This is a genomic window from Apilactobacillus pseudapinorum, from assembly GCF_040369555.1.
Taxonomy (GTDB): domain Bacteria; phylum Bacillota; class Bacilli; order Lactobacillales; family Lactobacillaceae; genus Apilactobacillus.
In genome coordinates this window covers 167,996-193,632 of record NZ_BAABVU010000012.1, presented here as the reverse complement: position 1 = coordinate 193,632, position 25,637 = coordinate 167,996, and the positions used below count along the sequence as shown (strand labels likewise).

Below are 25,637 nucleotides of genomic sequence, written 5' to 3'. Positions count from 1 at the left end.
TATGAAAGTGTATAAAAAATGGGTCGTTGCTGGACTAACAATGTTTTCAGCACTTGCCCTAGCCGCGTGTTCAAACAGCGGAGATAATTCAGAAGTTAAATCTGGATTTAAACCATCTGCTAAGCTAGCAGAATACTATGATAATACAAGTTCAACTACATACAACAATGGTACATTGAAGGTAGCTGAATTCAATAGTGCACCATTCGCTGGTATTACTTCACCAACATTACAAGCTAATGCTGAAGATGGTGACGTATACTCACCAGGTTCAGTGGGATTATTCAATACTGATGCTAACAACCGTATTATTGACGGTGGTTTAGCTAACCTTAAATTGGATAAGAAAGCTATGACAGCTACTATTACCATTAACCCTAAGGCTAAGTGGTCAAACGGTGCTAAAGTTACTGCCAAAGACGTTGAATATCCATACGAAATCATCGCCGCACCTGACACCACTTCACAACAATACTCAGACGATATGACAGCTATTAAAGGTATGGCAGAATTTCATGCTGGTAAAGCTAAGACTATCTCAGGTATTACAATGCCTAAGGGTGAAAGTGGAAACGAAGTTGTTATCCACTTCAGTCGTTTCGCACCAGCTTTACAATTTGGTGGAAACTCAATCATGTGGTCAGGAGTTGAACCATACGAATACTTCAAGGGTGTTCCAATTTCAAAACTTGCTGCATCAAAACAAGTTCGTAAAGACCCAATCTTCGCTGGTCCTTACAAACTAGCTAAGCAAGTTACTGGTGAATCAACTTCATGGGTTCCTAACAAGTACTACTACGGTAAGAAAGCTAAGATCCAACACATCACTATCCAAGTTGTTAGTGAAAACAACTTCACTAGTGCTCTAAAAGCAAAACAATATGACTTTGCTATTAGTGGTGGTATCTCAACTGAATACCCACAAGTAAAACAACTTAAAGATTACAAGGTTGTTGGTACTATGGGTACAAGTTTCAGTTACCTAGCATTTGACTTAGGTCACTATGACACTAAGAAACAAGTTAATGTTATGGACAAGAGCTCAAAAATGTACAACCCTAACTTGAGAAAAGCTATGATGTACGCACTAGATATTGGTGCTTTGAGAAAGAAATTTAACAATGGTTTGGCTTGGTACCCTAACTCATTAATTTCTCCATACTACAAGACTTACTACAACGCTAAATCTCCTCGTTACACTCTAGACATCAAGAAAGCTGAAAAACTACTTGATGACGCAGGTTACAAGAAGAAAGGTAAGTACAGAGTTCAACCAAACGGTAAACCTCTTAAGATTTACTTCGGTGCTATGACAAGTACACCAGCTAACGAAGCTCAATACAACTACTACCTACAACAATGGCGTAAGATCGGTCTAGATGTTGAATTTGCTGGCGGTCGTCCAATGGAAATGAACAAGTTCTACTCAATCCTAGAACAACCAAAACAAACTCAAATGGATGTCTTTGCCGGTGCATTCGGTGTTAACTCAGAACCAACACCAACTGGTATCTTCGGTGCTGGTGCAGCCTTCAATATGGCTCACTTTGTTACTGATAAGAACACTGAACTTCTATCAAACATGAACAATGCTAAAGCATGGGATGATAAGTACAGACAAAAACAATTCAAGGAATGGCAAACATACATGCAAGAACAAGCTGCATACATTCCAACTTCAATGTCTCTATCATGGACTCCTGTTAACACTCGTGTTAAAGGTTACGATGCAAGACCAACTGCTACAGAATTCTGGAGCAGCCTACAACTTACTGCTAAGAACCCAGAATAAGATTCTTAGACAAAGTTTTCATAGTTTGACCTTGTAATTCAGGTACCCCCAATACCTGGGTTACAAGGAGATTTATCCTCGCAATAAGACACCATTACGAATAATTCGTAATGGTGTCTTTTTTGTCTAAAATCATTTAAAATAATGATATTAAAATAAAAAGGGGAGCAGATTATGAAAACATTGGTATTAGTTTCACATCCAGAATATGATAATTCGATGACTGAAGCATTTTTAAAGCAATGTCAATCGAATATTGATTCCGTCGATTGGGTTGTATTAGATCAAATTCAAAACCAATTTACGTTTGATAAAGATGTGGAACAAAATAGATTAAAAAATTACGACCGAATTATATTTCAATTCCCAATGTATTGGTACAGTGCTCCCGCTTTAATGAAGAAGTATCAAGATGATGTTTTTACTAGAAATTTTATTTACGCTGATGAACAAGGCTGGTTAAATGGAAAAGAATTTGGTGTTGTGATGACCTTAGGTGATCCGCTAAAAGATTATCAAGTTGGTGGTAGCGAAGGTTTTAGCATTTCTGAATTATTAAAGCCATATCAAGCAATCGCGCAAAAGGCAAAGATGCATTTTTTAAAACCGTTTGTGATTGAACAGTTCGCATACATGACGGATATTCAAAAAGAAAAATTGTTAGTAGATTATTGTAATTATTTAACTAATGATAATTTTGATAGTTTTGCTAGTAAACAATCATGGTACGTGGACCAACTAACAGCTCTAAAAGAAACTTTATCTTCTAATAAGCAAGCCAAAATGGCAGTTCTAATCGATTATATTCAAGGAAACATTGATCAATTAGATGAATTGAAATGGGAAATCGAATTAATTAAAAAGGAAGACGATGGATAATGAACGAAGATAATTCATGGTTAGACCAACAATTAGATGAATTGAAAAAAGATGAGACCAGTTTTAAATTGATTGCATTTTTAAATCAAAGTAAAACTATCGTGGAGGAACAACAAAAAAGACTCCAACAAGCCCAAGACGAATTAGATGGGCGTATGTGGAGTCCTGATAAATGGTAGAGAAAAGGCTCGCAAATTTGCGAGCCTTTTTTATTACTTAGCCCAGTGGTTAATTGGACCAAATTTATGGGCAACTTCAATTTCATTTTTGATTGCTTTATCAACGTAATCATCGGCGATACGAATAGCATCTTCGATGGATGTGCCTTTAGCAATTTCAGCAGTAATGGCTGCAGATAGGGAATCACCTGTCCCATTTTTATGTTCAGTATGGTAGTAAGGTCCTTCAATCCAGAAGTCTTTACCAGATTCTAGAAGAACGTAATCTTTTACAACGTCTGTTTCGCCAGCAACGTGTTTACCTTTAATGATGACATTTTTAGCTCCTAAGGCACGAAGACGCTTAGCGGCTTCGATTGTGTCATCATCACTGTTGATTTCCATGTCGGCGAGTTTTTGCGCTTCATAGAAGTTAGGGGTTAAGACAGTTGCTAACGGAATTAATTCCGTTTTTAAAGTATCATAGGCGGCTTGTTCTAATAACATGTTACCGTGTTTAGTCATGATTACAGGATCTACTACTAGTGGACCAAAATCATATTGCTTATAATTTTTGACCACAGTATTGATTAATTCGGCATCGGCTAACATTCCAGTTTTAGAAGCAAGGATTTTAAAGTCCTCAGCTAAGTCCTTAAATTCATTATCAATAAATGAAACAGGCATTGAAACACTATCGTGAATACCAAAGGAGTTACCTGCGACGCATGCAGTAATTACTGATGCTCCGTATGTATGGTGCATGAAAAATGTATGTAAATCGGCTTGCATACCAGCACTACCATCACTATCTGAACCTGCAATAGTTAGTACTTGGGGAAAATCATTAGTCATTATGGCCACCTCTTAATATGAAATTGTAAGTAATTTTAACACAAACTTGTCATTTGTAAACAATATAGATATAATAATGAGTGAAGAATTCTAATTTGCGTTAAGTACCATATTTATATTATAATGGTACTAATTAATTTATTGATATAGAGAGGGGTTGTCATCCAATGAGAATTTGTCATCCAAATGGTGTTCAAGGACGTCGTCCAATCAACAACAACAAACGTAACAAAAAACAAAAAGAAATTGCTGACTTACAAAAATTCCTAAAGTCAAAGCCTGCTAAATAATTCTTTTAGACTCAGTTTACTGGGTCTTTTTTTGTACATAAAGGGGTAATAATTATGGCAAATAAATTTTATGCGGTCAAAAAAGGTAAGAAACCAGGTATTTATAACACATGGCCAGATTGTCAAAAACAAGTTAATGGTTTTCCCGGTGCTGAATATAAAAGTTTTAAAACTAAAAACGAAGCGCTTATTTATATGGGTGAAAAAACCACATCAACTAGTCGAACCACTGCTTCATCTAACGCAATTCAATTATTTTCCGATGGTGGATCTAGAAATCACGGCAACAAATTAGGCCAGCACGTGAAAAAAGATGATAAGGCTGCTTGGGCATATTTGATTATTAATCATGGCCAAAAAGATTTTGATTCAGCTGGTGAACTAGGTGCTACCAACAACAAAATGGAAGTACTAGGGTTAGTTAACGGACTTAAAAAGTTAATTCAAACCGGTTGCCAAGATCAAGCCATCGATGTCATTTTAGATTCTAAATATGTATTAGATGCGGTTACTAAGGGATGTCTAACCTCATGGAAACGCCGTGGTTGGAAGAAAAGTGACGGTACCGTAATTAAAAATTTGGCTGAATTTAAAGAATTGGATCAATTGTTGCCTCAATTTAGTAGATTATCTTTCAGTTGGACTAAGGGGCATGCTACCAATGATGGTAACAACTTCGTTGATCAATTATTGAACCAAACCATGGATAAAATGGAAGGTAAAACACCAGTGAGTCCAGTTAAAGAAAATCCGGTCACAATCACTTATACTGAGCCTGATTATCAACCAAAGAAAAAAGTGCAACCAGTTGAACGTAAAGAAAAACCACAACCAGTTGCAGAAACTAAATCAGATAATTCAACCAAGGAAACGGTTTCTGAGTATATCGACCCAGATAAATCTGTTTCTGACATTGAAAAGAGCTTACGTGACTTAGGTTTCTTTGATAAATAAAATCATATGTTACAATAAAATATGAATAATTAACGAAAGCTGGCAAATTATGAAAACTGAACGTGAAAAAATGACTGCAGGAGAACCTTATCAACAATATGACGAAGAACTACAACAACGTCGTCGTGAGATAAGAAAAGAACTGAACAGTATTAATTCACTAGATGATAACCAAGAACAAAATCGTCGATTATCTCAATTGTTTGGTGATGCGGGTAAAAATTTATGGATCGAAACGGGTGTCCAATTTGATTATGGTTACAACATTCATGTTGGGGATGATTTTTACGCCAATTATCATTTAACTCTATTGGATACATGTCCGATTACGATTGGTAATCACTGTTACTTTGGCCCAGATGTGGGACTTTATACGCCAGTTCATCCCATTGACCCGAAAGAACGCCTTGCTGATGTTGAACTAGGTAAACCAATCACAGTCGGTGATAACTGCTGGTTTGGTGGCCACGTGACCATCCTACCTGGGGTTACATTAGGTAATAACGTTGTTGTTGGTGCTGGATCGGTTGTAACGAAATCATTCGGTGATAACGTTGTGTTAGTTGGCAATCCCGCAAGAGTAATTAAAAATGTTGAATAATTAGGTTGTATATTCCCGGTAAAACGGTATTTTACATAAATAGTTATTTGTGTATAATATAAATGAAATACAAAATAATTCGAATTGAATTTGTATAACTAAAAAAGAGCTGTGCAGATAGTCATTCGTTATATACGAATCACTTTTATGTGCGGCTTTTTGTGTTTAATCTAAGAGGAGGATTATTATTTTTAAAAGTAAAAATATCGACAAGCTCGTCTTTATTCCTACTGTTGTTTTATTCATTTGTGTATCTGTCTTTTTGATAATTGGTGGATCATCACTACAAGGATTTCTCAATCAAATATTGAACTGGGTTACCAGCAATATGGGTTGGGGATACATGTGGATTTATATCATCAATTTTTTGTTTTTTGTATATTTGATGTTATCAAAGTATGGCAATATTCGTCTGGGAGAACCAGATGATAAGCCGGTGTATAAGAACTTTCAATGGGGCTCAATGGTCTTTGCGACCGCAATTGATGCCAGCATCTTAATGCTTAGCATGGTCGACCCATTGATGTATGTTCAACATCCGGAAGGCTCCGTCAAACCATATTCTGCGACTGCATACAATTTAGCGCATATGTATGGTCAATATGACTGGGGGCCAATGGCATGGTTGATGTTCGCTGCACCCACGATTGCTATTGGTTATATGATGTATAACAAGAAACGCAAAATTCAGTCACTAAGTGATGCGATTACAATTTTAGATGGTGATCAATTATGGAAAGTGATTGCCAAGAAAATTGTTAATTTACTAGTTGTGCTAGGAATTATGGGTGGGGTCGGTGCATCCGTGGGATTAGAAATTCCAATTATTTCTAAAGTCCTCAGCTCATTGACCCATTTACCAGATAATCTCTACATGAAGCTAGGTTTGTTTTTAGTTTTATTTGTCATTTTTGCTGTTACCGTCTTTAAAGGCTTGAATGGTGGAATTGATAAACTAAGTAATGCTCATATTTGGACAGCCATTATCTTTTTAATCATTGTTTTACTAGTTGGACCAACGGTATATATTTTAAACTCTGAAACCAATAGTGTTGGTTTGTTACTACAGAAGTTTATTTCAATGAGTATGAACACAGTGCCAAATGGTCGCCCACCAGTCGCCCAACAAGAAACCATTTTCTATTGGGGTTGGTGGTTGTCATACATGCCATTTATGGGGATATTCATTGCTAAGATTTCCCGCGGGCGTACCATCAAACAGGTGATTATGGGGATGCTCACATATGGTGCATTAGGGTGTATGAGTTTTTATGCTGTTTTTGGTGGCTATTCATTATGGCTACAAAAGACTGGCGCAATTAATCTAACTCACATTCTTAATACGCAAGGAAATGCCGCCGTTATTTCGGCAGTATTAGCAACCTTACCGATGAAGTACGTGATGTTCGCATTTTACTTTATCTCCTGTTTTATCTTTTTAGCGACAACAATTTCATCATCCGCATTCGTACTTGCTTCATTCACCAGTTTGCCATTAAGACCGGGAAAAGAACCAAGTCGTTTAAACAAAATGACATGGGTAGTTGTCTTTATCCTATTCTCATTTAGTTTAGTGGTCGTTGGTGGTTTTGAAACGGTTCAAACATTCTGTACTTTAGCTGGGTTCCCATTAATGTTTGTATGTATTTTAATTATCATGTCAGTATTTAAGATGATTAAAAATGATCCAACAATAATTAGAAATCCACGATGGACCCAAAGAAGAACCAAGAAGAAGCCAACCGTTGAACGTCGTAGTGCGATTAAAGGAAAGCTAATATTATGGCCAAAGACGACAATTAATCGTCATTAAATTAAAAAAGATGATAAATGGATGTAAAAAGTCCGTTTGTCATCTTTTTTTGTGATAATATTTATTATATAAATTATTAGGAGATGAATAGAATATGGCACAAAAAGTAATTATTCCTAAAGAATTTGCTCATTATTTGGCAGAACCTTTAAGAAATTATGGCTATGATGTAGTTGAAGTAGAAGATCAATATTCTGATACTTTACTACAACACAAAGATGCTGATGGAATGGTATTAAACGCCACTCCATTAGATAATGAAACTATTGATCAAATGACTAATTTAAAGGTCATTGCACGTTTTGGTGTGGGATACGACAACGTCGACTTACAACACTGTAAGGAACGTGGTATATACGTTACTAACACTCCCGGGGGTAATGAAGTTGCCGTCGCTGAATGTGCAGTTACAGATATTCTAATTTTATCTAAGAATCTTTACACTGTTTCTAAGAAAATGCACGAAGGTGATGACTCATTTGCATTCCATCACCCATCACATGATATTAAAGGTAAGACCATCGGTATCGTTGGTTACGGAAACATTGGTCAACAAGTTGCCAAAATGCTATCTGGTTTTGGCGTAAAGACATTAATCTGGAACAGAAGTCCTCGTACTTCAGAATATGGTGAATTTGTAGAATGGGATGAACTATTCAAGCGTTCAGATTTTGTATCTCTACATTTACCAGCTGTTAAGGGAACTATCGGTTCAGTAAATAAGGAAACATTCAAGATGATGAAGGATTCAGCATTCATCGTTAACTTTGCGCGTGGAGCAGTTATCAACGAATCTGACTTAATTGAAGCACTTAAGAATGGTGACATTGCCGGTGCCGGTCTAGATGTATTCGAAAAAGAACCACTTCCAATGGATAGTGAATTGAGATCATTAAAGAATGTCTTTATGACACCACATAACTCAGGATTCTCAGTGGAATCATTCACTAAGATTTCAGACATGTCTAGTAGTGAAGTTAACCTGGTTCTAAAAGGTGAAAAACCAGAACACTGTGTTAACGGTCTATAAAATAATAAAAAAACATCATGAGATTTTCTCATGATGTTTTTTTATTTTATAGTTTGTATTTATCGTCGATTTCGTCGCCTTGAGAAGTAAGGATTTTAGGACCATCCTTAGTGATAGCGATGGTGTGTTCATATTGAGCAGAATTAGTACCATCTGAAGATACGTAATAAGTCCAATCATCTTTGGCATCATAACGATCTGAGATTTCCCAAGTTCCTAAGTTAACCATTGGTTCAATCGTAATTGTCATTCCTTCTTTTAGACGAAGACCTTTACCTGGTTCACCGTATGCAGGAACGTTTGGTTGTTCATGCATGGTAGGTTGGATTCCGTGACCAATTAGTTCACGTACGTCTCCCATGTGGTTTTGATTTTCAATAAAGTCTTGGCAAGCAAAACCAATATCACCTAAGCGGTTACCAACAACGGCTTGGTCGATTCCACGGTATAGTGCTTCTTTACATACGTCCATTAATTTTTGGTTTTCTTCAGAAATGTTACCAACAGCATATGTCCAGCATGAATCACTTTCGAAGCCATCTTTGTTAACTGTTAAATCAACTTTAACGATGTCGCCATCTTTTAGAATTAATCCTTTACGAGGAATTCCGTGGGCAACTTCATCGTTTACGGAGATACAAGTAGCAAATTTGTAACCTTCAAAACCCTTTTCAGAAGCGGTAGCACCGTGATCTTGAATGTATTTGTCAGCAAATTCTTCGATTTCCCAAGTATCTAATCCTGGTTTAATCATTTTACGTAATCCCAAATGAACACCGGCTAAAACTTCACCAGATTTAGCCATCATCTCGATTTCGCGTGGTGATTTTAATGTAATCAAAATAAGTTCTCCTTTGTTCAGTCCAAATTTTATTCTATACCTATAATCTACTACAAATTAGTGATTTTGGCTAATTAATGACTATAATTATTACTGTATTTTTATCGATTTTCTAGTATCATAGGACATAGAAGAATTGAGAGGAGAATCATCTTGAGTAAAACTGCTAAAACCAATGTGATTTTAATTATTGCGACTGTGATTGTGGCTTTCTTTGCAATCTTTTTTGCAATTAGAAGTGACAATTTATTATTGTCAAAATCTGATAAAAGTGTAGTGAATACACCAACACTTTTTGTGCATGGACTAGGTGGATCAATGAAATCGACTGATCATCTTGCTACTATTGCATCTCGTGATGGTGGACAACGTTCATTAGTTATCTATGTTGATAAAGATGGTAATATTCAACATAAAGGAAAAATTAAATCAAGCGCTAGAAAACCCATCATTCAAGTTATTTTTCAGCGTAAATTTACATCAGTGAACAAACAAGTTAGTTGGTTCCGTGAAATTTTACAAATTCTGAGGGCACAGTACGGCTTTACTACTTACAATGTCGTTGGACATTCCACCGGTGCTGTAACAGCATTAGATACTGCAGCGAAATACAATAGTGATTCAGATATGCCGAAATTACAAAAATTTGTTTCAATTGCCGGACCATATGACGGAATTATGAAACTATCTAACAACGGGATTGATAACTACGTTAACTCAAAAGGGCAACCATCTATTTATTCAGAAGAAAATAAGTGGTTCCCTTCATATCAAACACTAATTAATGATTGTAAGAACTTCCCTAAGAATGTTTCAGTATTAAATATCTACGGGGATGACAACAAAAAGACTGATTCTGATGGTGTCGTTAGTGTCGCATCAGCGAAATCACTAAAATATCTAGTTGCTCATCGTGTTAAGAACTATGATGAAATTCCGGTTACTGGAAATAGTGGGCAACACAGTCGTTTACACCATAATATTTTTGTTGATCACATAATTGCGCGCTTCTTATTTGACGAGAATTAATCAAGTCAAAATAGTTTACTTATTTCCGCTAAAAAGATAGAATTTAAAAGTGTTAGTTTATAATGATTCTAAATTAGGGGATGACTATTTTGCAAAATGTCGATTTAAATGGAAAACCATATAATCGATTCTTATTCGTCATGGTAATGCTTTTAGGAAGCTTTACGATGTCAATGAGTCAATCATCAATTTCAACTGCGTACCCAACTTTAATGAGTTCCTTTGGAATTGACGCATCAACTGTTCAATGGTTAACCACTGGCTTTATGTTAATCATGTGTGTCATGATGCCAGTAAGTCCATGGTTATTGAACAACGTTAAATTTAAGCAATTATTCTTAATGATTCTAGCAATTTTTGATATCGGTACAATTATCGTTGTACTAGCACCTAACTTCTCAGTAATGATGTTAGGTCGTGCAATGGAAGCCATTGCTGTTGGGATTTTATTCCCATCTTATCAATCAGTGCTTCTATACATCACACCAGAAGAAAAACGTGGGACTACCATGGGATTCGCTGGTTTGATTATGGGTTCAGCATTAGCATGTGGACCAATTTTATCAGCAATCGTATTACATTTCTCAGCATGGCGCGGACTATTTATCGTTTTTGCGGTAATTATTTCAATCTTATTTGTGATTTCACTATTCGCAATTAGAAACGTTATGCCTGAAAAGGAAAGCCATTTAGACTTCCCATCAGTAATATTATCAATTGGGCTAATCGGGATTTTATATGTTGTTAACATGATTGGTAAGGCCAACATTGATATGACACTAGCAATCATTGTCTTGATTGTCAGTGTGCTAATGGTCGCATTGTTTGCGATTCGTCAATTTAAGATGGATCAACCATTACTACAACTACGAGTATTAAAAGACTTTAACTATGATTTATCAGTTGGTTTAACTGGGGCATCATACATTGCCTTAATCGTGGTAACAATTATTTTCCCACTATACTACCAAGATGTATTAGGGGTAAGTAAGACAGTTTCTGGATTAGCGCTAGCACCTGGAGCAATTGTTTTAAGTCTATTGAACCCACTAACTGGTAAGTTAGCTGATAAGATTGGTTTTAAATCAACCATGCTAACTGGAATGTTCATGATTTTATCAGGATGGTTAGTATTAAGTGTCACAGGGGCAACTTTAGGATTAGTCCCAATGATGATTATTGCAGCCATCATTGAAGGTGGAAATGCATTTGTGATGATGCCATCTGTAACAATGGGTGCTAACTCATTGCCTAAGGATTTAATTTCTGATGGAACTGCTGTGATTTCCACATTCAGACAAATCTTAGGATCAACTGGGGTACTTGTTGCCACTTTGATTCTATCTAACGTAATGGATAACAATGTTGCAAAAGGGATGAGTCATATGGTTGCACAAATGGGTGGTTTCCATGTTGTCTTCATTACTTTCTTCATCATTGAATTAGTTGGTTTAGCAATGGCATTAATGCTAAGAAACACTAAAAAATAAAAACTAAATAAAAAGGCCTGACGTCTGTCAGGTCTTTTTTTAGATTTCATCTAGAGTTTTGAAAAGGTGCACTGAAATTTCCATTAGGTTATTGATGGTTAAAGGATCTTGATTGATTAATTCCAATGCTTCTTCCTTTGTTTCAGCTTCATATACAATCAAACCGCCGACATTATCTAAAGTAGAACCAGCGTATGATATCTTCCCATCTTTTGCTTGATGTTTTAAGAATTGAACGTGCTCTTCTAAGATTTTTTTTGCTGAACCAGATGATAAGTCGACCGGATTTTTTCTTGGAGTTGCAAACTCAATAAATTTAGCCATCGTTTTATTCTCCTTTATTGACGAATGATACAAACTCTTCTGAACGAGATTGTAGTTCTGAATCGCTTAGATGTTTAGCAACCCCATGTGTAATGAATGGAGTTGTGTAATTTGTTCCAATCAGTTTACTTGTAGATTTAAATGGGGATAGAATTTCGTCAATGGTGTGACCAAATTGACCAGTCTTTAAATAATTTTCGGATACCGCACCGGTAGTTACGGCAAGCGTTAATTGCTTGCCTTTAAGTTTATTACCACTAGAGCCATAGGCCCAACCGTATTCTAGAACTTGATCTTCCCATTCTTTTAGCAGACTTGGTGAACTATACCAATACATTGGAAATTGAAAAATAACTTTATCATGTTTTTCCATTAATTGTTGCTCTGCCTTAACATCGATTTTGCCATCAGGATAGATTGCGTATTCATCTCTAATGGTTATATCTGAATTTTTTTGTTCCTCCAGTTTCTGAATAAACGCTTTGTTTACTCGAGATTGTGTGATGTTTGGATGAAATAATAATACTAGTGTTTTCATCTATAAATTCCTCCGCTATAAATATTGATATCTAATATCGATAATCAATATTAAAACACCTGTAGTTAACTAAACCGCAAATAAAAACATCTGAATTAATATAATTTGTGCTATAGTTAACTACAACCAGTATAATTTTTTAAAAAGGAGTGATTGTATGGATCTTTCTATTACTCAATTAGCAAAACAATATAGTTTAAACGTTGAAACCCTTAGATACTATGAAAGAATCGGATTGATACCAGTGGTTCCTAGGAGAGCAAATGGAAATCGTTTCTATGATGAAAAACTACAAAAATGGATTGAAATGATTGTTTGTTTAAGACATTCAGGAGTCGAAGTCAAAAGTTTAATAGAATATGTTGATTTAATAAAAAAGGGTGATGAAACCCTAGAAGCTAGGAAAGAACTTCTTCAAGAACAAGAACGTAAATTGAGTGAAAATAAGAAAAACCTGGATATATCAATTAATCGTTTAAAGCATAAAATAAACCTGTATGAAACTGGCGAAATTAAAAATAATAAAAGCTATTACGAAGAATACGAGATTGAAAAAGATATCATAAATAAAAATGCCTGACGTCTGTCAGGCATTTTTTTATTACCAAATATTTACTCGTTTATCTTCGTCCATATACATACCGTCGCCTTCTTTAACATCGAAGGTCTTATAGAAATCTTCTAAGTTCTTAACTTGAACTTGCGCTCTTAATTCTGCTGGAGCATGAACGTCAATTGATAATAATAGTTGTTGGTATTCTTCAGTTGCTTTAGTACGCCAGATGGTTGCCCAGTTAACGAAGAAGTCTGTTAGGTTAACATCATCTTCACCTTTGGCAGCTTCTAAAGCACAGCTTAAACCACCAGCATCAGCAATGTTTTCCGAAACGGTTAACTTACCATTTACCTTTTGACCGGCGAAATCTAAACCATCAAATTCTTTAATCATATTTTGTGCTAATTGATCAAAGTGCTTGTGGTCTTCATCGCTCCACCAGTTGTTTAAGTTACCATCTTGGTCAAATTGACTACCGTTGTTATCAAAAGCATGGGAAATTTCATGCGCGATAACAGCACCAATTCCACCGAAGTTTTGACTTGATGATTGTTCTAAACTGTAGAAAGGTGCTTGTAAAATAGCAGCAGGGAAGACAATCACGTTTTCTAGTGGTGAGTAATAAGCGTTTACAGTGTTTGCAGACATATCCCAGATGCTCTTATCAACTGGTTTGTTCCACTTACTGAAGTTGTGCTTAGTAACGATTCTGTCGATAGCTTCAACGTTTGAGTATAGGTCACCGCCATCTTCTTTACCAATAACCTTAAATTGGTGGTAAAGTGGGTTGATTTCGTCAGGATAACCGACGTGAATGGCTAATGAGTTTAACTTAGTGATGGCCATCTTCTTAGTGTCATCACCTAACCAGTCGTTACTTTGGATGCGTTTTTCATAGACGTTAATCATCTTAACGACCATATCATGAACGTCTTGCTTAGCTTTTTCACCGAAGTATTTGCGACCATAGTAGTCACCAACAACTTGGTCGAATAATCCGGAAGCTAAGTAGTAAGCAGCTTTTTCTGGTTTAGTAGCTTCCTTCTTACCTGAGAGGGCACGAGAGAAGATCCCACCGATTTGTCTGAATTCTTCTGATAACAAACCAGCAGAACCCTTGACAGTACGAACAATCATCCAGTTCTTCATCTTAGCAAATGTATCGTCGTTGACGATATCATTGAAAGCATCGAAGAATTTAGGTTCAGTTACAATTACTTGATCAGGAGTAGTGCCCACTAATTCATTTATGTAACTAACTAAGTCAAATTTATCAATTTTAGCTGCTAGTTCAGCATATGTTTTAGGATTGTACATTTTAGTAAAGTCAGCATTTTCTTCAGCTGAGTTCACGTGTGGGGCAATTGAACGGTCAAATTCTTCAGCAGAATCAACGATGTTCTTTGCTTGATCTTCTTCGTAACCCACCATGGTTAATAATTGTCGTACCATATCACGGAAGATTGGCATTAACTTCGCACCGGCAGGATTTTGTTTGTCGTAGTAAGTTTTGTCAGGTAAGAAAGTACTTGGGCTACTTGCGTATAAAGCGTTAAATTTAGCATTTTTCATATCTGCTTCAACACCAAATCCAAATGGCAGTGGTAAACCAGAAATAGTCCAATCAGCTAATTGAGCATTTAAATCGTCAAATGATTTAACGTCTTCAATTCGTTGTAAGTCTTTCTTTAATGGTTCTGCGCCATCAGCATCACGTTTTGCAAAGTCGGTTGCTAAATCATATAACTTCTTAAATTCAGCCATGTCGTCATTTACTGGAGTCATGGTGCCTTTTAATAAATCATCGAAATCACTCATTAATGTTTTATCAATATTATCAACTAAGTCCATGAAACCACCAGTTGATGAGTGATCGCCAGGAATGGTAGCGTTCTTAATCCATTCTCCGTTAACTGCTTGATATAAATCATCTTTGATTAATGATTCATCAATATTATCTTTTCTCATAAAAAACACCTCAATTTCTAATTAATATATCATTTATCATAATATAAAAAAGACCTAATCACAAGATATATGAGTAGGTCTTTTCTATTTATTTGTTAACTAAGTCTTCAATTGTATTAATGTTCTTCATATATTTAGGAACAGCTAATCCAACTTTAGCACCGTATAAGTTTGGTCCAACATCTTCAATCTTGTCTTTATATTGTTTCATATATAGACCAGCAGTGTTTGGTAACCAAGCTGATAGTGAAGCATCAGCAGCGTTAGTAGCAATTGATGCCCACATTGGTTGCATTTCAAGAGCTTGAATAGTTGCCTTGTAACCCATCTTGTTTAATACTTCAGCCATAACGTTAGTTGAAGCAATTTCTGAGTCCCAAGCAACGTAAGTTAACTTAACAGCCTTACCGTTGCCTCGAGGTGCATCTTTAGTCCATTCAGCGTATAACTTAGGATTTTTCTTAATAAAGTTATCAGCTGCGACCTTAGGATCAACACCAGCGTTGGTTTGAAGCATTACGTCAGACATTTCAGCTGGATTCCATTTGAATTGTTTCAAAATCTTGTAGGCACCAGGATTGTCTTTTGCTAAACCTTTTCGAGCAATAGTGTGAATTTCTTCAGAAGAACCGTAAACATTCTTAGGATCCTTTAAGAACTTAAGTGGGAACTTTTTGAACATCCAGTGTGGTTGCCAACCAGTTACCACGATAGGTTGTTTAAATTTAATTGCTTTTGCAAGAGTCGAAGTCATTGCAGCAGTTGAACTAGTTTGTAGTTGCCATTTGTTTTCAGCTAATGGGTATTCCTTTAGCGCGTTTTGAGTTGATGCCATGATTCCGGCACCAGCATCGATCCCCGTAATTGTGTAGTTAATTTGAGGACCTAACTTCTTATTAGGATTGTAAGGTGAAGTTAAACTACTACAAGCAGTTAAAACTGTTGCAAGAAGAAACATCGTTAATGTTGCAAGAACATATCTAACTTTCTTTCGCATCTTAATCCTCCTAATTAGTGGTCTTTGTTTTTGTTAAATGCTTGGGTAATGCGGTCTAGGATGATTGCAAGAATTACAATTGCAAAACCAGCAGTAAATCCTGAACCAGCATTATTTCTACCCACGGCAAAGTAAACTTCTGAACCTAAACCAACGGCACCAATCATTGAAGCGATAACTACCATTGATAGAGCTAACATCATTCCTTGGTTCACACCAGACATTAATGTATTCTTAGCGATTGGTAATTCCACTTTGATTAGTTTTTGCCAACCAGTTGAACCAAATGAGTCAGCAGCTTCGATTAGGTCAGTTGGAACTTGTTCAATCCCTAGGTTAGTCATTCTAACTACTGGAGGTAGTGAGAAGATAACTGAAGCAATTACCCCTGGGACCATCCCAATTCCAAATAATGCTACGGCTGGGATTAGGTAAACGAAAGCAGGCATAGTTTGCATAAAGTCAAGGATTGGTTTAACGATTACTTTAACAGTGTGACTCTTTGCCATCCAGATTCCTAGAGGAATACCGATAACGACAATGATTAAACTTGAAGTTAAAACTAGTGTTAATGTTTGAGTCATATCACGCCAGTAACCTTGATTGTAGATTAATAATAATCCGATTAATTCGAATAACATTAATCCCCAATGTTTAGCGTCATGTAGTGCCCAGTAGGTAATACCTAGTACTAAGACAATGAATAACCAAACTGGTAATAAATCAAATACCCATTGGAATGAGGTAACGATGGCACCGATAAAATCAGTGATACCATTAAAGAAACCAACGAATTGAGTTAACCAGTTAACAAATTTATTAATCCAATCAGCAAAAGGGATTGGTTGCATTGTTAGAGCAAATAGACTAGTCATTATGTTGCACCTCGTTTCCAGAAATTGCGCCTAGTACGGAACTTCTAATGATAATTCCTAGTAGTCGACTTTCTTCGTCCAATACCGCAAATGGTACTGAAGTCTTGGAAATGTCATTTAATAGTGACTTAATTGGTGTGTCGGGTGATGTTGTTGGCACATCGGTCTTTAGGATTGATTCTAAATCGCGTTGGTCGTTTTCAATTTGGTTGATAACGTCCTTGGCATCAATTAATCCCTTGAAACGGTGTTTTGAATCAACAACGTAGACACTTGAGTTGTGATTATCTTTCATTAATCTAAGGGCAGTTCTTGGACCATCCTTTTCAATGTTGATAACATCAGGTCTGATCATTACGCGACTAGCAGTAAGGATCTTAGTTCTATCAACACCTTCGATAAATCTTTCAACATATTCATTCTTAGGATGTTGTAAGATGTCTTCAGGTGAACCGATTTGAACGATTTCACCATCACGCATAATCATGATACGGTCACCAATACGTAGTGATTCATTTAAATCATGTGAGATGAAGATGATAGTCTTCTTTAGGTGAGCTTGTAGATCAAGCAATTCGTCTTGCATTTCTTTTCTGTTAAGTGGATCTAATGCTGAGAATGCTTCATCCATCAATAGAATTTCTGGGTCATTAGCTAATCCACGAGCTAATCCAACACGTTGTTGTTGTCCTCCAGATAATTCGTTAGGATATCTATCATCGTAGCCGTGTAGGCCAACTAGTTCTAGACATTCATGAGCTTTCTTATGTCTAGTTTCTTTATCAACACCTTGGATTTCTAAACCGTAAGCGGTGTTTTCAATAATGGTTCTGTTAGGGAATAGAGCAAAGTTTTGAAATACCATGCTCATCTTTTTACGTCTGAAATCACGCAATTCTTTCTTATCGTACTTAGTAATACTTTCCCCGTCTAGTAGAATTTCACCATCAGTGGGTTCGTATAAACGGTTAAGCATTCTAATTAAAGTTGACTTACCACTTCCGGAAAGTCCCATGATAACAAAGATTTCATTTTCGTTAACATCGAAATTGGCGTCATGAACACCAACTACGCTGTTAGTTTTAGCTAAAATTTCATCTTTGGATTTTCCTTCGTTGATCATTTCTTTGGCGCGACCAACATGACGACCGAAAATCTTGGTTAGATGTTTAACTTCAACTTTTTTGGTCATGATCTTCCTCCTTGAAATTGTAGTATTGTAAAGCATAGGTATTATTATTACAAAGAAAAATGATGTGTGTCAAATAAGTTACATCGACAAAATGCCGATTTGCCGGCTTTAATCGCATAAGCATGCCCGATATAGCGATTTAAGAAAAATTTAATAATTGTGTGGTAAAATGACTCCATCATGGATTTTTAATCAAATTTTATAAATTAAGAAGGAATTATTTTGACAAAATTATGGAAGAAATTTCCACTTAAATTGGTCGCCATTTTCTTGGTGATTGGGTCAGGATTGATGTTTTTCGTCTCACACGATGACTTTTTGTACCAACAACCTATTTTACAAGTTCAAAAAGTAAAAGCGATTAGCGCTAATAAAGAAGTGGATAGTTTCCAAAATGTTGATCATAGTTATGTTCAACAAATTACCGGTAAAATTACCAATGGGAAGTATAAAAACCGCCAAATCACCTTCAATAATACATACACAGATTCTAAGGCGATGGATAAGAAATATTCAGTCGGGCAAAAGGCCTTTGTCGTCATTCATAAAGAAGATGGCATATTAAGCGCCACGATTAAGGATGCCAAACGCGACACGGCAGTAGTCTTTTTGGTTTATTTAGCGATTGCGTTAATGTTTATTTTCTTAAAGATGGCGGGGATTACCGCAATTGGAAGTATTATAATTAATACGATTTTATTCTTTGTCGCCTTATATTTTGATGGCTTTAATAATGGGTCAAATGTCTTATGGATTTTCTCTATTTTAGCGGTCCTATTTTCAGCAATTACATTATGGTTAGTAATTGGTTGGAATCGTCAGATGTTTGTGACATTAGGGTCAACGATTGGCTGTACATTTTTATCGATTGTTATTAGTTTAATTGTCTTTCACTTTACGCATGAAAAGGGAATTTTCTATGAATCGATGCAATATGTTACCCAACCACCACGTCCATTGTTCTTAGCTGAAACTATCATTGGATCACTGGGGGCGGTGATGGATGAATCTACAGATATTATTTCATCATTATTTGCATTAAAAATGGAACGTCCAGAAATTTCCCGTCGCCAATTATTCTTATCCGGTCGAAATATCGGAAAAGCAATTATGGGACCCTTAATCAACGTTTTATTCTTTATTTTTATGGGAGAAACGTTATCAATGACACTATTATTCCTTAAAAATGGAAATAGTTGGGGCTACTCATTTTCAATGAATATGTCATTAGGGATGGTACAAAGTCTAATCAGTGGGATCGGAATCGTTTTAGCGGTTCCAGTAGCTAGTGGTTTGACTAGTTTATTCGCAGAAAGAAGGGCGAAATAATGAGTGCAATTATTGTTTTAGGATTAGTGTTATTCGTCTTGATGGTCCTAGTAGGTGGTAAACAAGGTTTCCAATCATTCGTCGGTTTAATTTTTAACTTTTGCTTCTTATTTTTCGCGATTGTCTTAATGGCATTTCATTTTCCACCCATCATTGTAACCGTGATTGCGGGAATCATTTTATTAGCGTTAACGATTTTTCTTAGTGGAACTGATGATGAAACAAGTCGCCTAGCTTTCATCGCTTCAGTTTTAGTCTTATTAGGATTGGTTGTTTTAATTATTCCAGTCGAACACTGGGCGCAAGTCCAAGGGTTTGGCCTAGAAGATAGTGATGACTTAGAAGGTTTATCGTTACCAATTGGGATTAGTTTCTTAGATGTGGCAATATCAACAGCGATTTTAAGTACGCTTGGCGCGATTGCTGAAGCGACAATGGCGATTGCATCCGGCTTAGATGAAATTAAAGAACAACATCCAGAAATTAAACCAGATCGATTATTCTTTGATGGGGTTTTAGTCGGTAAACAAATTATTGGAACCACATTAAATACGCTTTTCTTCGGGTTATTTGGTGGCTCACTATCACTATTTGTTTGGTTCTATGGATTGAATTATTCATTTGGTGCGATTTTAAATGATAAGGTTTTTGATGCCGAATTTATTATCATTTTATTCTCACTAATCGGTGTCATCATCACGATTCCGATTACATCATTAGTGATTACTGAACAATATAAATTAAATAAGCAAAAAAAGTCCTAATTATTAGGGCTTTTTTATTGCAATTAAACTGGTAAAAAAAGATACTATAGTAAATTGAAAGGGGTGTTATTTATGAGTGAAAAAATTAAAGCCACTGATTTATTTCAATTAAAATCAGTAACACAAGTAAGTAATATTAATGGCCAAATCTTTGCGGTCTTAAATCGCGTTGATGAGGGCGATAATGAATATTATTCAGATATCATAAGCATTAACCAAAATAATGAGATTATCAAATGGACTGATGGCGGTAAGAATACCTCGCCAATCGCCGTGGGTAATTACTTAGTATATGTACATAATGGTGATTTGATGCGCATGCCACTTGATGGTGGAAGTGCGCAACAATTAACCCAAGATCAAAAGATTAGTAAAATTGTGAGTGGAAAAGACAATCAAACTGTTTTCTATCAAGGAACAAATAGTAAGGTGCCTGCTAAATTTAAGACTAGTCAATTCCCAGATACCAGACACGTTAGACGATTTGATAATCGCCACGATGGAATCGGTTGGGTCGATGATGAGGCCGATAACCTAATTTATCGTTTTAACGTGAAATTAAACCAAGGTAATCAGGTTTATATTTCCAAATATGATTTAAGCTTACAAGATGGGGATGCCAAGCATAATCATCTGTTAGTAATTAAACAAACTAATCCGACTTTAAAAACCAAATCAGACCATACCGAAGCGGTTTATGAAATTGATTTAACTAAAGATACTGAAACCAATATCACTAAAGCGATTGCCAATGGAATTTTCAGTTTTGCCATATATGCGCCTAATAATGAAGAAATCGTGGTTGCCGGAAACGATTACCAATTCCCAAATGCGACTGTGAACGCCTTATATAGCTATAAAGTGAGCGCAGATAAATTAGTTAAATTATCACAAGAAGAAAGTGAAGTCTTTGGTAGCATTACCGGCGACTTTATTCAAAATCCAGGGAAGCATTTTGTCTGGAAAGATAATGGCGAAGCCGTCTTTACCACTACTTGGCATGGTCACAGTCAAGTTTGGCAAAAAGCTGGCGACACCTTAACGAAGGTATATGAAGGTCATTGCCACATTGTTGATTTAACCGTCATTGATGATCAAATTTTCTTGGACGTTTCTACTCCAGAAGTACCAAGTCAATTAGTGCAATTGGTGGGCCAACAACTAGCGGTTAAATACGATCCAAATGAAAACTTCAGCACTCAACACGACTATGCTGATGTAACACCATTTTCAACACCATCTAAAGATGGGAAAGCGACCGTTGAAGGATGGGTATTAAAATACACCGGCAGCAGTAATCATTTGCCAGTCATCTTATACGTTCACGGGGGACCACAAGCTAATTATGGTGAAACCTTCTTCCATGAATTCCAAGCATTAGCTAGTCGTGGTTATGCGATTGTATACGTTAACCCAAGGGGTTCCACTAGTTACGGACAATACTTTGAAGCTGCAGTGATTGGCCATTACGGGGATGAAGATTACGATGATGTCTTAAGTGGTTTAGATGCTGCGTTAACGCAATTCGCTGATTTAGACAATCAAAATACCTTTATTGCTGGTGGTTCATATGGTGGATTTATGTCGGGATGGGCAGTTGGTCATACTGATCGATTTAATGCAGCGATTGTTCAACGTCCGGTTTCTGATTGGCATTCATTATATGGCACATCCGATATTGGTGTTCGTTTTATTCGCACTGAATTAGGGATGGACTTATACGATGAAGGCGGCTTGGAATACTACTGGGACCGCTCACCATTAAAGTATGCGCCTAACGTTAAAACACCAACTAGAATTCAACATGGTGAATGGGACATGCGTTGTCCGGTTAACCAAAGTGAAGCATTATTTACCGCGATTAAACAAACCGGAACAGATGTTGACTACATTAGATATCCGCAATCATTCCATGGTTTCTCTAGAAACGGGTTACCTAGTTTAAGAATGAAACGTTTTAAAGATATTTATGAATGGTTCGACAAATATTTAAAATAGTATTAAGAAACGCCATTTAGTGAGTAATTCTCTTTTGTTCCGAAAGATTTGGTGTAATAATAAAAATATTACATACAGAAAGTAGGAAATGATATGAATACACTAATCTATTTAATTCTATTTTTCGTAGTCATTGGATTATTACTATTTGGTGCCTATGAAACATTACCTAAAATTATGAAATTGAATAAAGCGGTTAATAAAGAAACTCAAGCGTTAGTCGCTAATGATAAAACGCAGCTTAACCAAATTAAGTTATCACAAAGAAAACAATTTTTGATGATGAGTCAAATTGCAGTTTTAGCAATCGTGATTACGATATTTATTTTTAGTATTATTTTTCCAGAAATGGCAAATAGTTATGTCCTAATTATTATGTTTATTGTAGAAGCTTTCTATATTTATTCAGCACTACAATTACCAACCATCGAAAAGAAATTAAATACCTTAAGCAAAGAAGTTACCCACAAGAAATTACAAGTGGTTAGATTAACTTTCTTCTCCGCTGTTGGATTCTTTGTTGCGGTTGATGTTTTATTATTAATTGTTCAATTGCTTTATTCACAAAATTTTAGATTATTATAGTTTTTAGTAGAGATGATTCTCTACTTTTTTATTATCAAAATTAGTTTGATGTGAGGTGACATAATGCAAGAAGCAGAAAAATTATCGATACTAAAGGACTTAATATCGATAAACACGGTAAACGATAACGAAGAACAAATTGCGAATTATTTAGCTGATTTATTTGATAAACATCATGTTAAAAATGAAGTCATTGATCAGTTTGAAAAGCGCAGTAATATTGTTGCAGAAATCGGGCATGATAGTGGTAAGGTTTTAGCCTTTGCGGGTCATGAAGATACAGTTCATGAAAATAATCGATCAGAATGGACCAAGGATCCGTTTGAAGCCACAGTGATTAATGATAAAATGTACGGTCGTGGTGTCACCGATATGAAAGCTGGTTTAGCCGCAATGGCGATTGCCATCATTGAACTCCAGGAAGCGAAGGTTAAATTAAATGGCCGCTTGAAATTTATGGCTACGATTTCAGAAGAGTTAACCCAAGGCGGAGCACATTATTTGTGTCAACACGGGTTAGTTGATGACGTGGATTCAATGATTATCGGTGAACCAACCGGAATTCAAAAAGCGGGTGAAAACCAACATAAGTTGATTTACGCGCATAAGGGAGCCTTAATTTACACCGTCAAAAGTGTCGGAAAAGCAGCGCATAGTTCCACCCCAGAATTAGGGATTGATGCGATTGATAATTTAATTAATTATCGAAGCGCCGAAAAGAAATATTTTGCTGAGAAAATGCAATCCGACGATGACCTAGGAACTACCATTTATACTCCCGACATTTTCCAAGGTGGTAAGCAGGTTAATTCGATTCCTGATTTTGCGTTTGAACAAGTGATGGTTAGAACGATTCCACAATTACCTAATCAACAAATCGTCGATGATTTAAATTCGATTATCGCCAAGTTTAATCAAGATAGTAACTATCAATTATCACTAGAAGTGAACTTTAGTGGTAACCCGGTATCCAGTCCATTAGATACTGAAGTAGTAGATGTTATTCAAACAGCTTCGATAGATCAATTAGGTACGCAATTGGAGACCGGGGTGTTATCGATGGGTACCGATGCCTCACAATACCAAACTGAAAAACCAGATTTGAATGTCTTTATCTTAGGACCAGGGAATGATACCGCACACCGGGCAGATGAAAACATTGATTTAAAATCATATTATCAATTTATTGATTTATATAAGGAAGTAGCCAAAGGTTACTTAAAATAAAAGAGACTACCAAGTAGTCTCTTTTTTAGAATTGATTCATAATTTCTCCAGTCATGTAGTGAATGATCATGGTCAATATCCCAATTATAATGTTTCTAATAACCGCGGTTTTAACTTTCCCATCACCCAATTTAGCGCTCAAAAAGCCAGTCAAGCCAACGGAAAAAATTACTGCTAAGATTGTGGCAGGCCATCTATAAGCACCACTAGTTAAACTCATTGCCAATAATGGGAAGAGTCCTCCTAACGCGGCGGAGAAGAGGGATGAAAATGCTGCTGACCAAGGGTTCATGTAGCGACCTAATTCCATGTTGTATTTAATGTTAACTAAGGTTTCCAGTGGTTTTTTGGCCATTAGTTCATCGGCAATTTGAATCGCAGTGCCTTCAGTGATACCACGTTGCATATAAAAATCGATGACAGCTTGTTTTTCACCTACGAAGTTAGTTTTTAAAAGTTGACGTTCCTTTTCGACGGAAGCACTTTCAGCATCACGTTGGGAACTAACCGATGCATATTCGCCAGAAGCCATTGAAAAGGCACAAGCTAATAAGTCAGATAGACCAGCAATGAAAATGGTAAAGATATTTGGTGTTGCTACCGCAACGGAAAATAGCACTCCTACGACGGTTAAGATCCCGTCGTTAGAACCTAAGACACCGGCTCTTAGTGTGTTTAGTTTTTCGTCCATGGTAGGTTTTTGTTTGGTTTTCTTCATTATAGTTCCTCCTAGGCTAAACTACCGACTAATAGTCCAATTAAATAAGTAACAATCATCGTAATCACACCAGATGCAATATTTCTAATGGTTGATTTGGGCTTGTTAGCATTACTTAACGCCGCTGCTGCATATCCAGTGATGGATAGGGCAATAATAACGGCAACGAAGGTAGCGATTACTTTGATGCGGGATGGAAATAGTGTAATTGCCACTAAGGGTAAGACTGAACCAGTCGGAAATGAGAGCATGGAAGCAATCGCTGCCGCATATGGACTAGTGAATTGGTTAACGTTAAAGCCGTACTTTTCACGCACTGTGGTCACTAAAGCATCTTTATTCATCATTTCGGTGGTTGCTTGATGGGCTAGTTCTGAAGAAATCCCACTATCAATGTATTTTTGTTGGACTAAGGCAAATTCTTGGTTGTAATTATGAGTCAACAGATACTCTTGACGTTCAACAGCTTTCTTTTGTGAATCACTTTCAGTATTAACTGAGACATATTCACCCATTGCCATTGAAACCGTTCCGGCAATCATCCCCGCAATCCCGGAAATGAAAATAGCGAAAGTATTACTGGTGGCTCCAGCCACCCCAATAACGATTCCGGCCACAGATAAAATTCCGTCGTTAGAACCCATAACACCAGCTCTAATGATATTGATTTTTTGTGCTAAACTTTGTTTTCTCAAGATTGAACACTTCCTTACTTTATAATGATTATTAATTAAGAATTACTATAATCCATAAAAATAAACTTGTAAAGTCGAATTTAAAACCGCGAAAAAATCATTTAATTGATAGATGAAATAAGCATATCTTCGCTTAAAT

At 36.2% G+C, this 25,637-nt stretch carries 26 protein-coding genes; 16 read left to right on the top strand and 10 right to left on the bottom strand.

Annotated features, from left to right (window positions below; all coding sequences use genetic code 11):
- Window position 1: 1 nt before the first annotated feature.
- The 3 genes from ABWU86_RS02390 to ABWU86_RS02380 all read left to right on the top strand — a co-directional run bounded on the left by ABWU86_RS02390 (window position 2) and on the right by ABWU86_RS02380 (window position 2,850).
- The gene (locus tag ABWU86_RS02390) at window positions 2-1,792 is read left to right on the top strand and encodes an oligopeptide ABC transporter substrate-binding protein (protein ID WP_353321217.1); all 1,791 of its coding nucleotides are present in this window, start codon (window positions 2-4) and stop codon (window positions 1,790-1,792) included.
- Window positions 1,793-1,966: 174 nt separating this feature from the next.
- Window positions 1,967-2,671, top strand: a complete 705-nt coding sequence (locus tag ABWU86_RS02385; protein WP_353321215.1) for an NAD(P)H-dependent oxidoreductase — start codon at window positions 1,967-1,969, stop codon at window positions 2,669-2,671.
- Window positions 2,671-2,850 (top strand): hypothetical protein, encoded by a 180-nt coding sequence (locus tag ABWU86_RS02380; RefSeq protein ID WP_293794191.1) that lies wholly within the window; start codon window positions 2,671-2,673, stop codon window positions 2,848-2,850. The genes ABWU86_RS02385 and ABWU86_RS02380 overlap by 1 nt, the downstream gene beginning before the upstream one ends.
- Window positions 2,851-2,883: 33 nt before the next feature.
- Here ABWU86_RS02380 and thiD read toward each other — a convergent pair whose 3' ends face one another.
- Window positions 2,884-3,684, bottom strand: a complete 801-nt coding sequence (gene thiD, locus ABWU86_RS02375) for a bifunctional hydroxymethylpyrimidine kinase/phosphomethylpyrimidine kinase (protein WP_293794190.1) — start codon at window positions 3,682-3,684, stop codon at window positions 2,884-2,886.
- Window positions 3,685-3,851: 167 nt separating this feature from the next.
- On the opposite strand from thiD, the gene ABWU86_RS02370 reads away from it, so the two are divergent.
- The 5 genes from ABWU86_RS02370 to ABWU86_RS02350 all read left to right on the top strand — a co-directional run bounded on the left by ABWU86_RS02370 (window position 3,852) and on the right by ABWU86_RS02350 (window position 8,372).
- Complete coding sequence (locus tag ABWU86_RS02370; RefSeq protein WP_263505221.1) at window positions 3,852-3,974, top strand: hypothetical protein; 123 nt, start codon at window positions 3,852-3,854, stop codon at window positions 3,972-3,974.
- A 54-nt stretch (window positions 3,975-4,028) separates the two neighbouring features.
- Window positions 4,029-4,928, top strand: a complete 900-nt coding sequence (locus ABWU86_RS02365) for a ribonuclease H family protein (RefSeq protein WP_353321212.1) — start codon at window positions 4,029-4,031, stop codon at window positions 4,926-4,928.
- 46 nt (window positions 4,929-4,974) lie between these two features.
- On the top strand, window positions 4,975-5,529 hold the full coding sequence (locus ABWU86_RS02360) for a sugar O-acetyltransferase (protein ID WP_293794241.1): 555 nt from the start codon (window positions 4,975-4,977) through the stop codon (window positions 5,527-5,529).
- A 223-nt stretch (window positions 5,530-5,752) separates the two neighbouring features.
- Complete coding sequence (locus ABWU86_RS02355) at window positions 5,753-7,342, top strand: BCCT family transporter (RefSeq protein WP_353321298.1); 1,590 nt, start codon at window positions 5,753-5,755, stop codon at window positions 7,340-7,342.
- Between the two features lie 94 nt (window positions 7,343-7,436).
- Entirely contained in the window at window positions 7,437-8,372 is a 936-nt protein-coding gene (locus ABWU86_RS02350) for a 2-hydroxyacid dehydrogenase (RefSeq protein ID WP_353321210.1), read from the top strand.
- A gap of 46 nt (window positions 8,373-8,418) precedes the next feature.
- Here ABWU86_RS02350 and map read toward each other — a convergent pair whose 3' ends face one another.
- The gene (gene map / locus ABWU86_RS02345) at window positions 8,419-9,213 is read right to left on the bottom strand and encodes a type I methionyl aminopeptidase (RefSeq protein WP_293793315.1); all 795 of its coding nucleotides are present in this window, start codon (window positions 9,211-9,213) and stop codon (window positions 8,419-8,421) included.
- 153 nt (window positions 9,214-9,366) lie between these two features.
- Between map and ABWU86_RS02340 the strand changes: the two genes are divergently transcribed.
- Complete coding sequence (locus ABWU86_RS02340) at window positions 9,367-10,242, top strand: alpha/beta hydrolase (protein ID WP_353321207.1); 876 nt, start codon at window positions 9,367-9,369, stop codon at window positions 10,240-10,242.
- A gap of 80 nt (window positions 10,243-10,322) precedes the next feature.
- Window positions 10,323-11,732: an MFS transporter gene (locus ABWU86_RS02335; RefSeq protein WP_353321205.1), complete on the top strand. Its 1,410-nt coding sequence runs from the start codon at window positions 10,323-10,325 to the stop codon at window positions 11,730-11,732.
- Between the two features lie 39 nt (window positions 11,733-11,771).
- Here the strand turns inward: ABWU86_RS02335 and ABWU86_RS02330 are convergent, their stop codons facing one another.
- Together ABWU86_RS02330 and ABWU86_RS02325 are read right to left on the bottom strand one after the other, a co-directional pair.
- The gene (locus tag ABWU86_RS02330; RefSeq protein ID WP_293793312.1) at window positions 11,772-12,056 is read right to left on the bottom strand and encodes a YciI family protein; all 285 of its coding nucleotides are present in this window, start codon (window positions 12,054-12,056) and stop codon (window positions 11,772-11,774) included.
- Window positions 12,057-12,060: 4 nt separating this feature from the next.
- Complete coding sequence (locus ABWU86_RS02325) at window positions 12,061-12,594, bottom strand: NAD(P)H-dependent oxidoreductase (RefSeq protein ID WP_293793310.1); 534 nt, start codon at window positions 12,592-12,594, stop codon at window positions 12,061-12,063.
- Between the two features lie 157 nt (window positions 12,595-12,751).
- Here ABWU86_RS02325 and ABWU86_RS02320 point away from each other — a divergent pair, with 157 nt between their 5' ends.
- Window positions 12,752-13,174: a MerR family transcriptional regulator gene (locus ABWU86_RS02320; protein WP_293793308.1), complete on the top strand. Its 423-nt coding sequence runs from the start codon at window positions 12,752-12,754 to the stop codon at window positions 13,172-13,174.
- 21 nt (window positions 13,175-13,195) lie between these two features.
- On the opposite strand, the gene ABWU86_RS02315 is transcribed toward ABWU86_RS02320, so the two are convergent.
- From ABWU86_RS02315 to ABWU86_RS02300, 4 genes are all read right to left on the bottom strand, one after another.
- A complete protein-coding gene (locus ABWU86_RS02315; RefSeq protein WP_293793307.1) occupies window positions 13,196-15,118 on the bottom strand; it encodes a M13 family metallopeptidase in 1,923 nt (640 codons plus the stop codon).
- Window positions 15,119-15,206: 88 nt separating this feature from the next.
- Window positions 15,207-16,115 (bottom strand): glycine betaine ABC transporter substrate-binding protein, encoded by a 909-nt coding sequence (locus ABWU86_RS02310; RefSeq protein ID WP_293793306.1) that lies wholly within the window; start codon window positions 16,113-16,115, stop codon window positions 15,207-15,209.
- A 14-nt stretch (window positions 16,116-16,129) separates the two neighbouring features.
- Entirely contained in the window at window positions 16,130-16,990 is an 861-nt protein-coding gene (locus ABWU86_RS02305) for an ABC transporter permease (protein ID WP_293793305.1), read from the bottom strand.
- Window positions 16,983-18,182, bottom strand: a complete 1,200-nt coding sequence (locus ABWU86_RS02300) for a quaternary amine ABC transporter ATP-binding protein (protein ID WP_053950425.1) — start codon at window positions 18,180-18,182, stop codon at window positions 16,983-16,985. The genes ABWU86_RS02305 and ABWU86_RS02300 overlap by 8 nt, the downstream gene beginning before the upstream one ends.
- Window positions 18,183-18,404: 222 nt before the next feature.
- On the opposite strand from ABWU86_RS02300, the gene ABWU86_RS02295 reads away from it, so the two are divergent.
- The 5 genes from ABWU86_RS02295 to ABWU86_RS02275 all read left to right on the top strand — a co-directional run bounded on the left by ABWU86_RS02295 (window position 18,405) and on the right by ABWU86_RS02275 (window position 24,085).
- The gene (locus ABWU86_RS02295) at window positions 18,405-19,511 is read left to right on the top strand and encodes a YibE/F family protein (RefSeq protein WP_435370527.1); all 1,107 of its coding nucleotides are present in this window, start codon (window positions 18,405-18,407) and stop codon (window positions 19,509-19,511) included.
- The gene (locus ABWU86_RS02290) at window positions 19,511-20,275 is read left to right on the top strand and encodes a YibE/F family protein (RefSeq protein WP_293793304.1); all 765 of its coding nucleotides are present in this window, start codon (window positions 19,511-19,513) and stop codon (window positions 20,273-20,275) included. The genes ABWU86_RS02295 and ABWU86_RS02290 overlap by 1 nt, the downstream gene beginning before the upstream one ends.
- A 72-nt stretch (window positions 20,276-20,347) precedes the next feature.
- Window positions 20,348-22,273 carry an alpha/beta hydrolase family protein gene (locus ABWU86_RS02285; protein WP_353321200.1) on the top strand — a complete coding sequence of 642 codons (1,926 nt, stop codon included), beginning with the start codon at window positions 20,348-20,350 and terminating at the stop codon, window positions 22,271-22,273.
- Between the two features lie 93 nt (window positions 22,274-22,366).
- Window positions 22,367-22,858 carry a hypothetical protein gene (locus ABWU86_RS02280; protein ID WP_353321198.1) on the top strand — a complete coding sequence of 164 codons (492 nt, stop codon included), beginning with the start codon at window positions 22,367-22,369 and terminating at the stop codon, window positions 22,856-22,858.
- Between the two features lie 63 nt (window positions 22,859-22,921).
- Entirely contained in the window at window positions 22,922-24,085 is a 1,164-nt protein-coding gene (locus ABWU86_RS02275) for an ArgE/DapE family deacylase (protein WP_353321196.1), read from the top strand.
- Between the two features lie 25 nt (window positions 24,086-24,110).
- Here ABWU86_RS02275 and ABWU86_RS02270 read toward each other — a convergent pair whose 3' ends face one another.
- Both ABWU86_RS02270 and ABWU86_RS02265 read right to left on the bottom strand, forming a co-directional pair.
- Window positions 24,111-24,803 carry a VIT1/CCC1 transporter family protein gene (locus ABWU86_RS02270; protein WP_053950419.1) on the bottom strand — a complete coding sequence of 231 codons (693 nt, stop codon included), beginning with the start codon at window positions 24,801-24,803 and terminating at the stop codon, window positions 24,111-24,113.
- Between the two features lie 11 nt (window positions 24,804-24,814).
- Window positions 24,815-25,501 (bottom strand): VIT1/CCC1 transporter family protein, encoded by a 687-nt coding sequence (locus tag ABWU86_RS02265; protein ID WP_353321296.1) that lies wholly within the window; start codon window positions 25,499-25,501, stop codon window positions 24,815-24,817.
- Window positions 25,502-25,637: the final 136 nt, after the last annotated feature.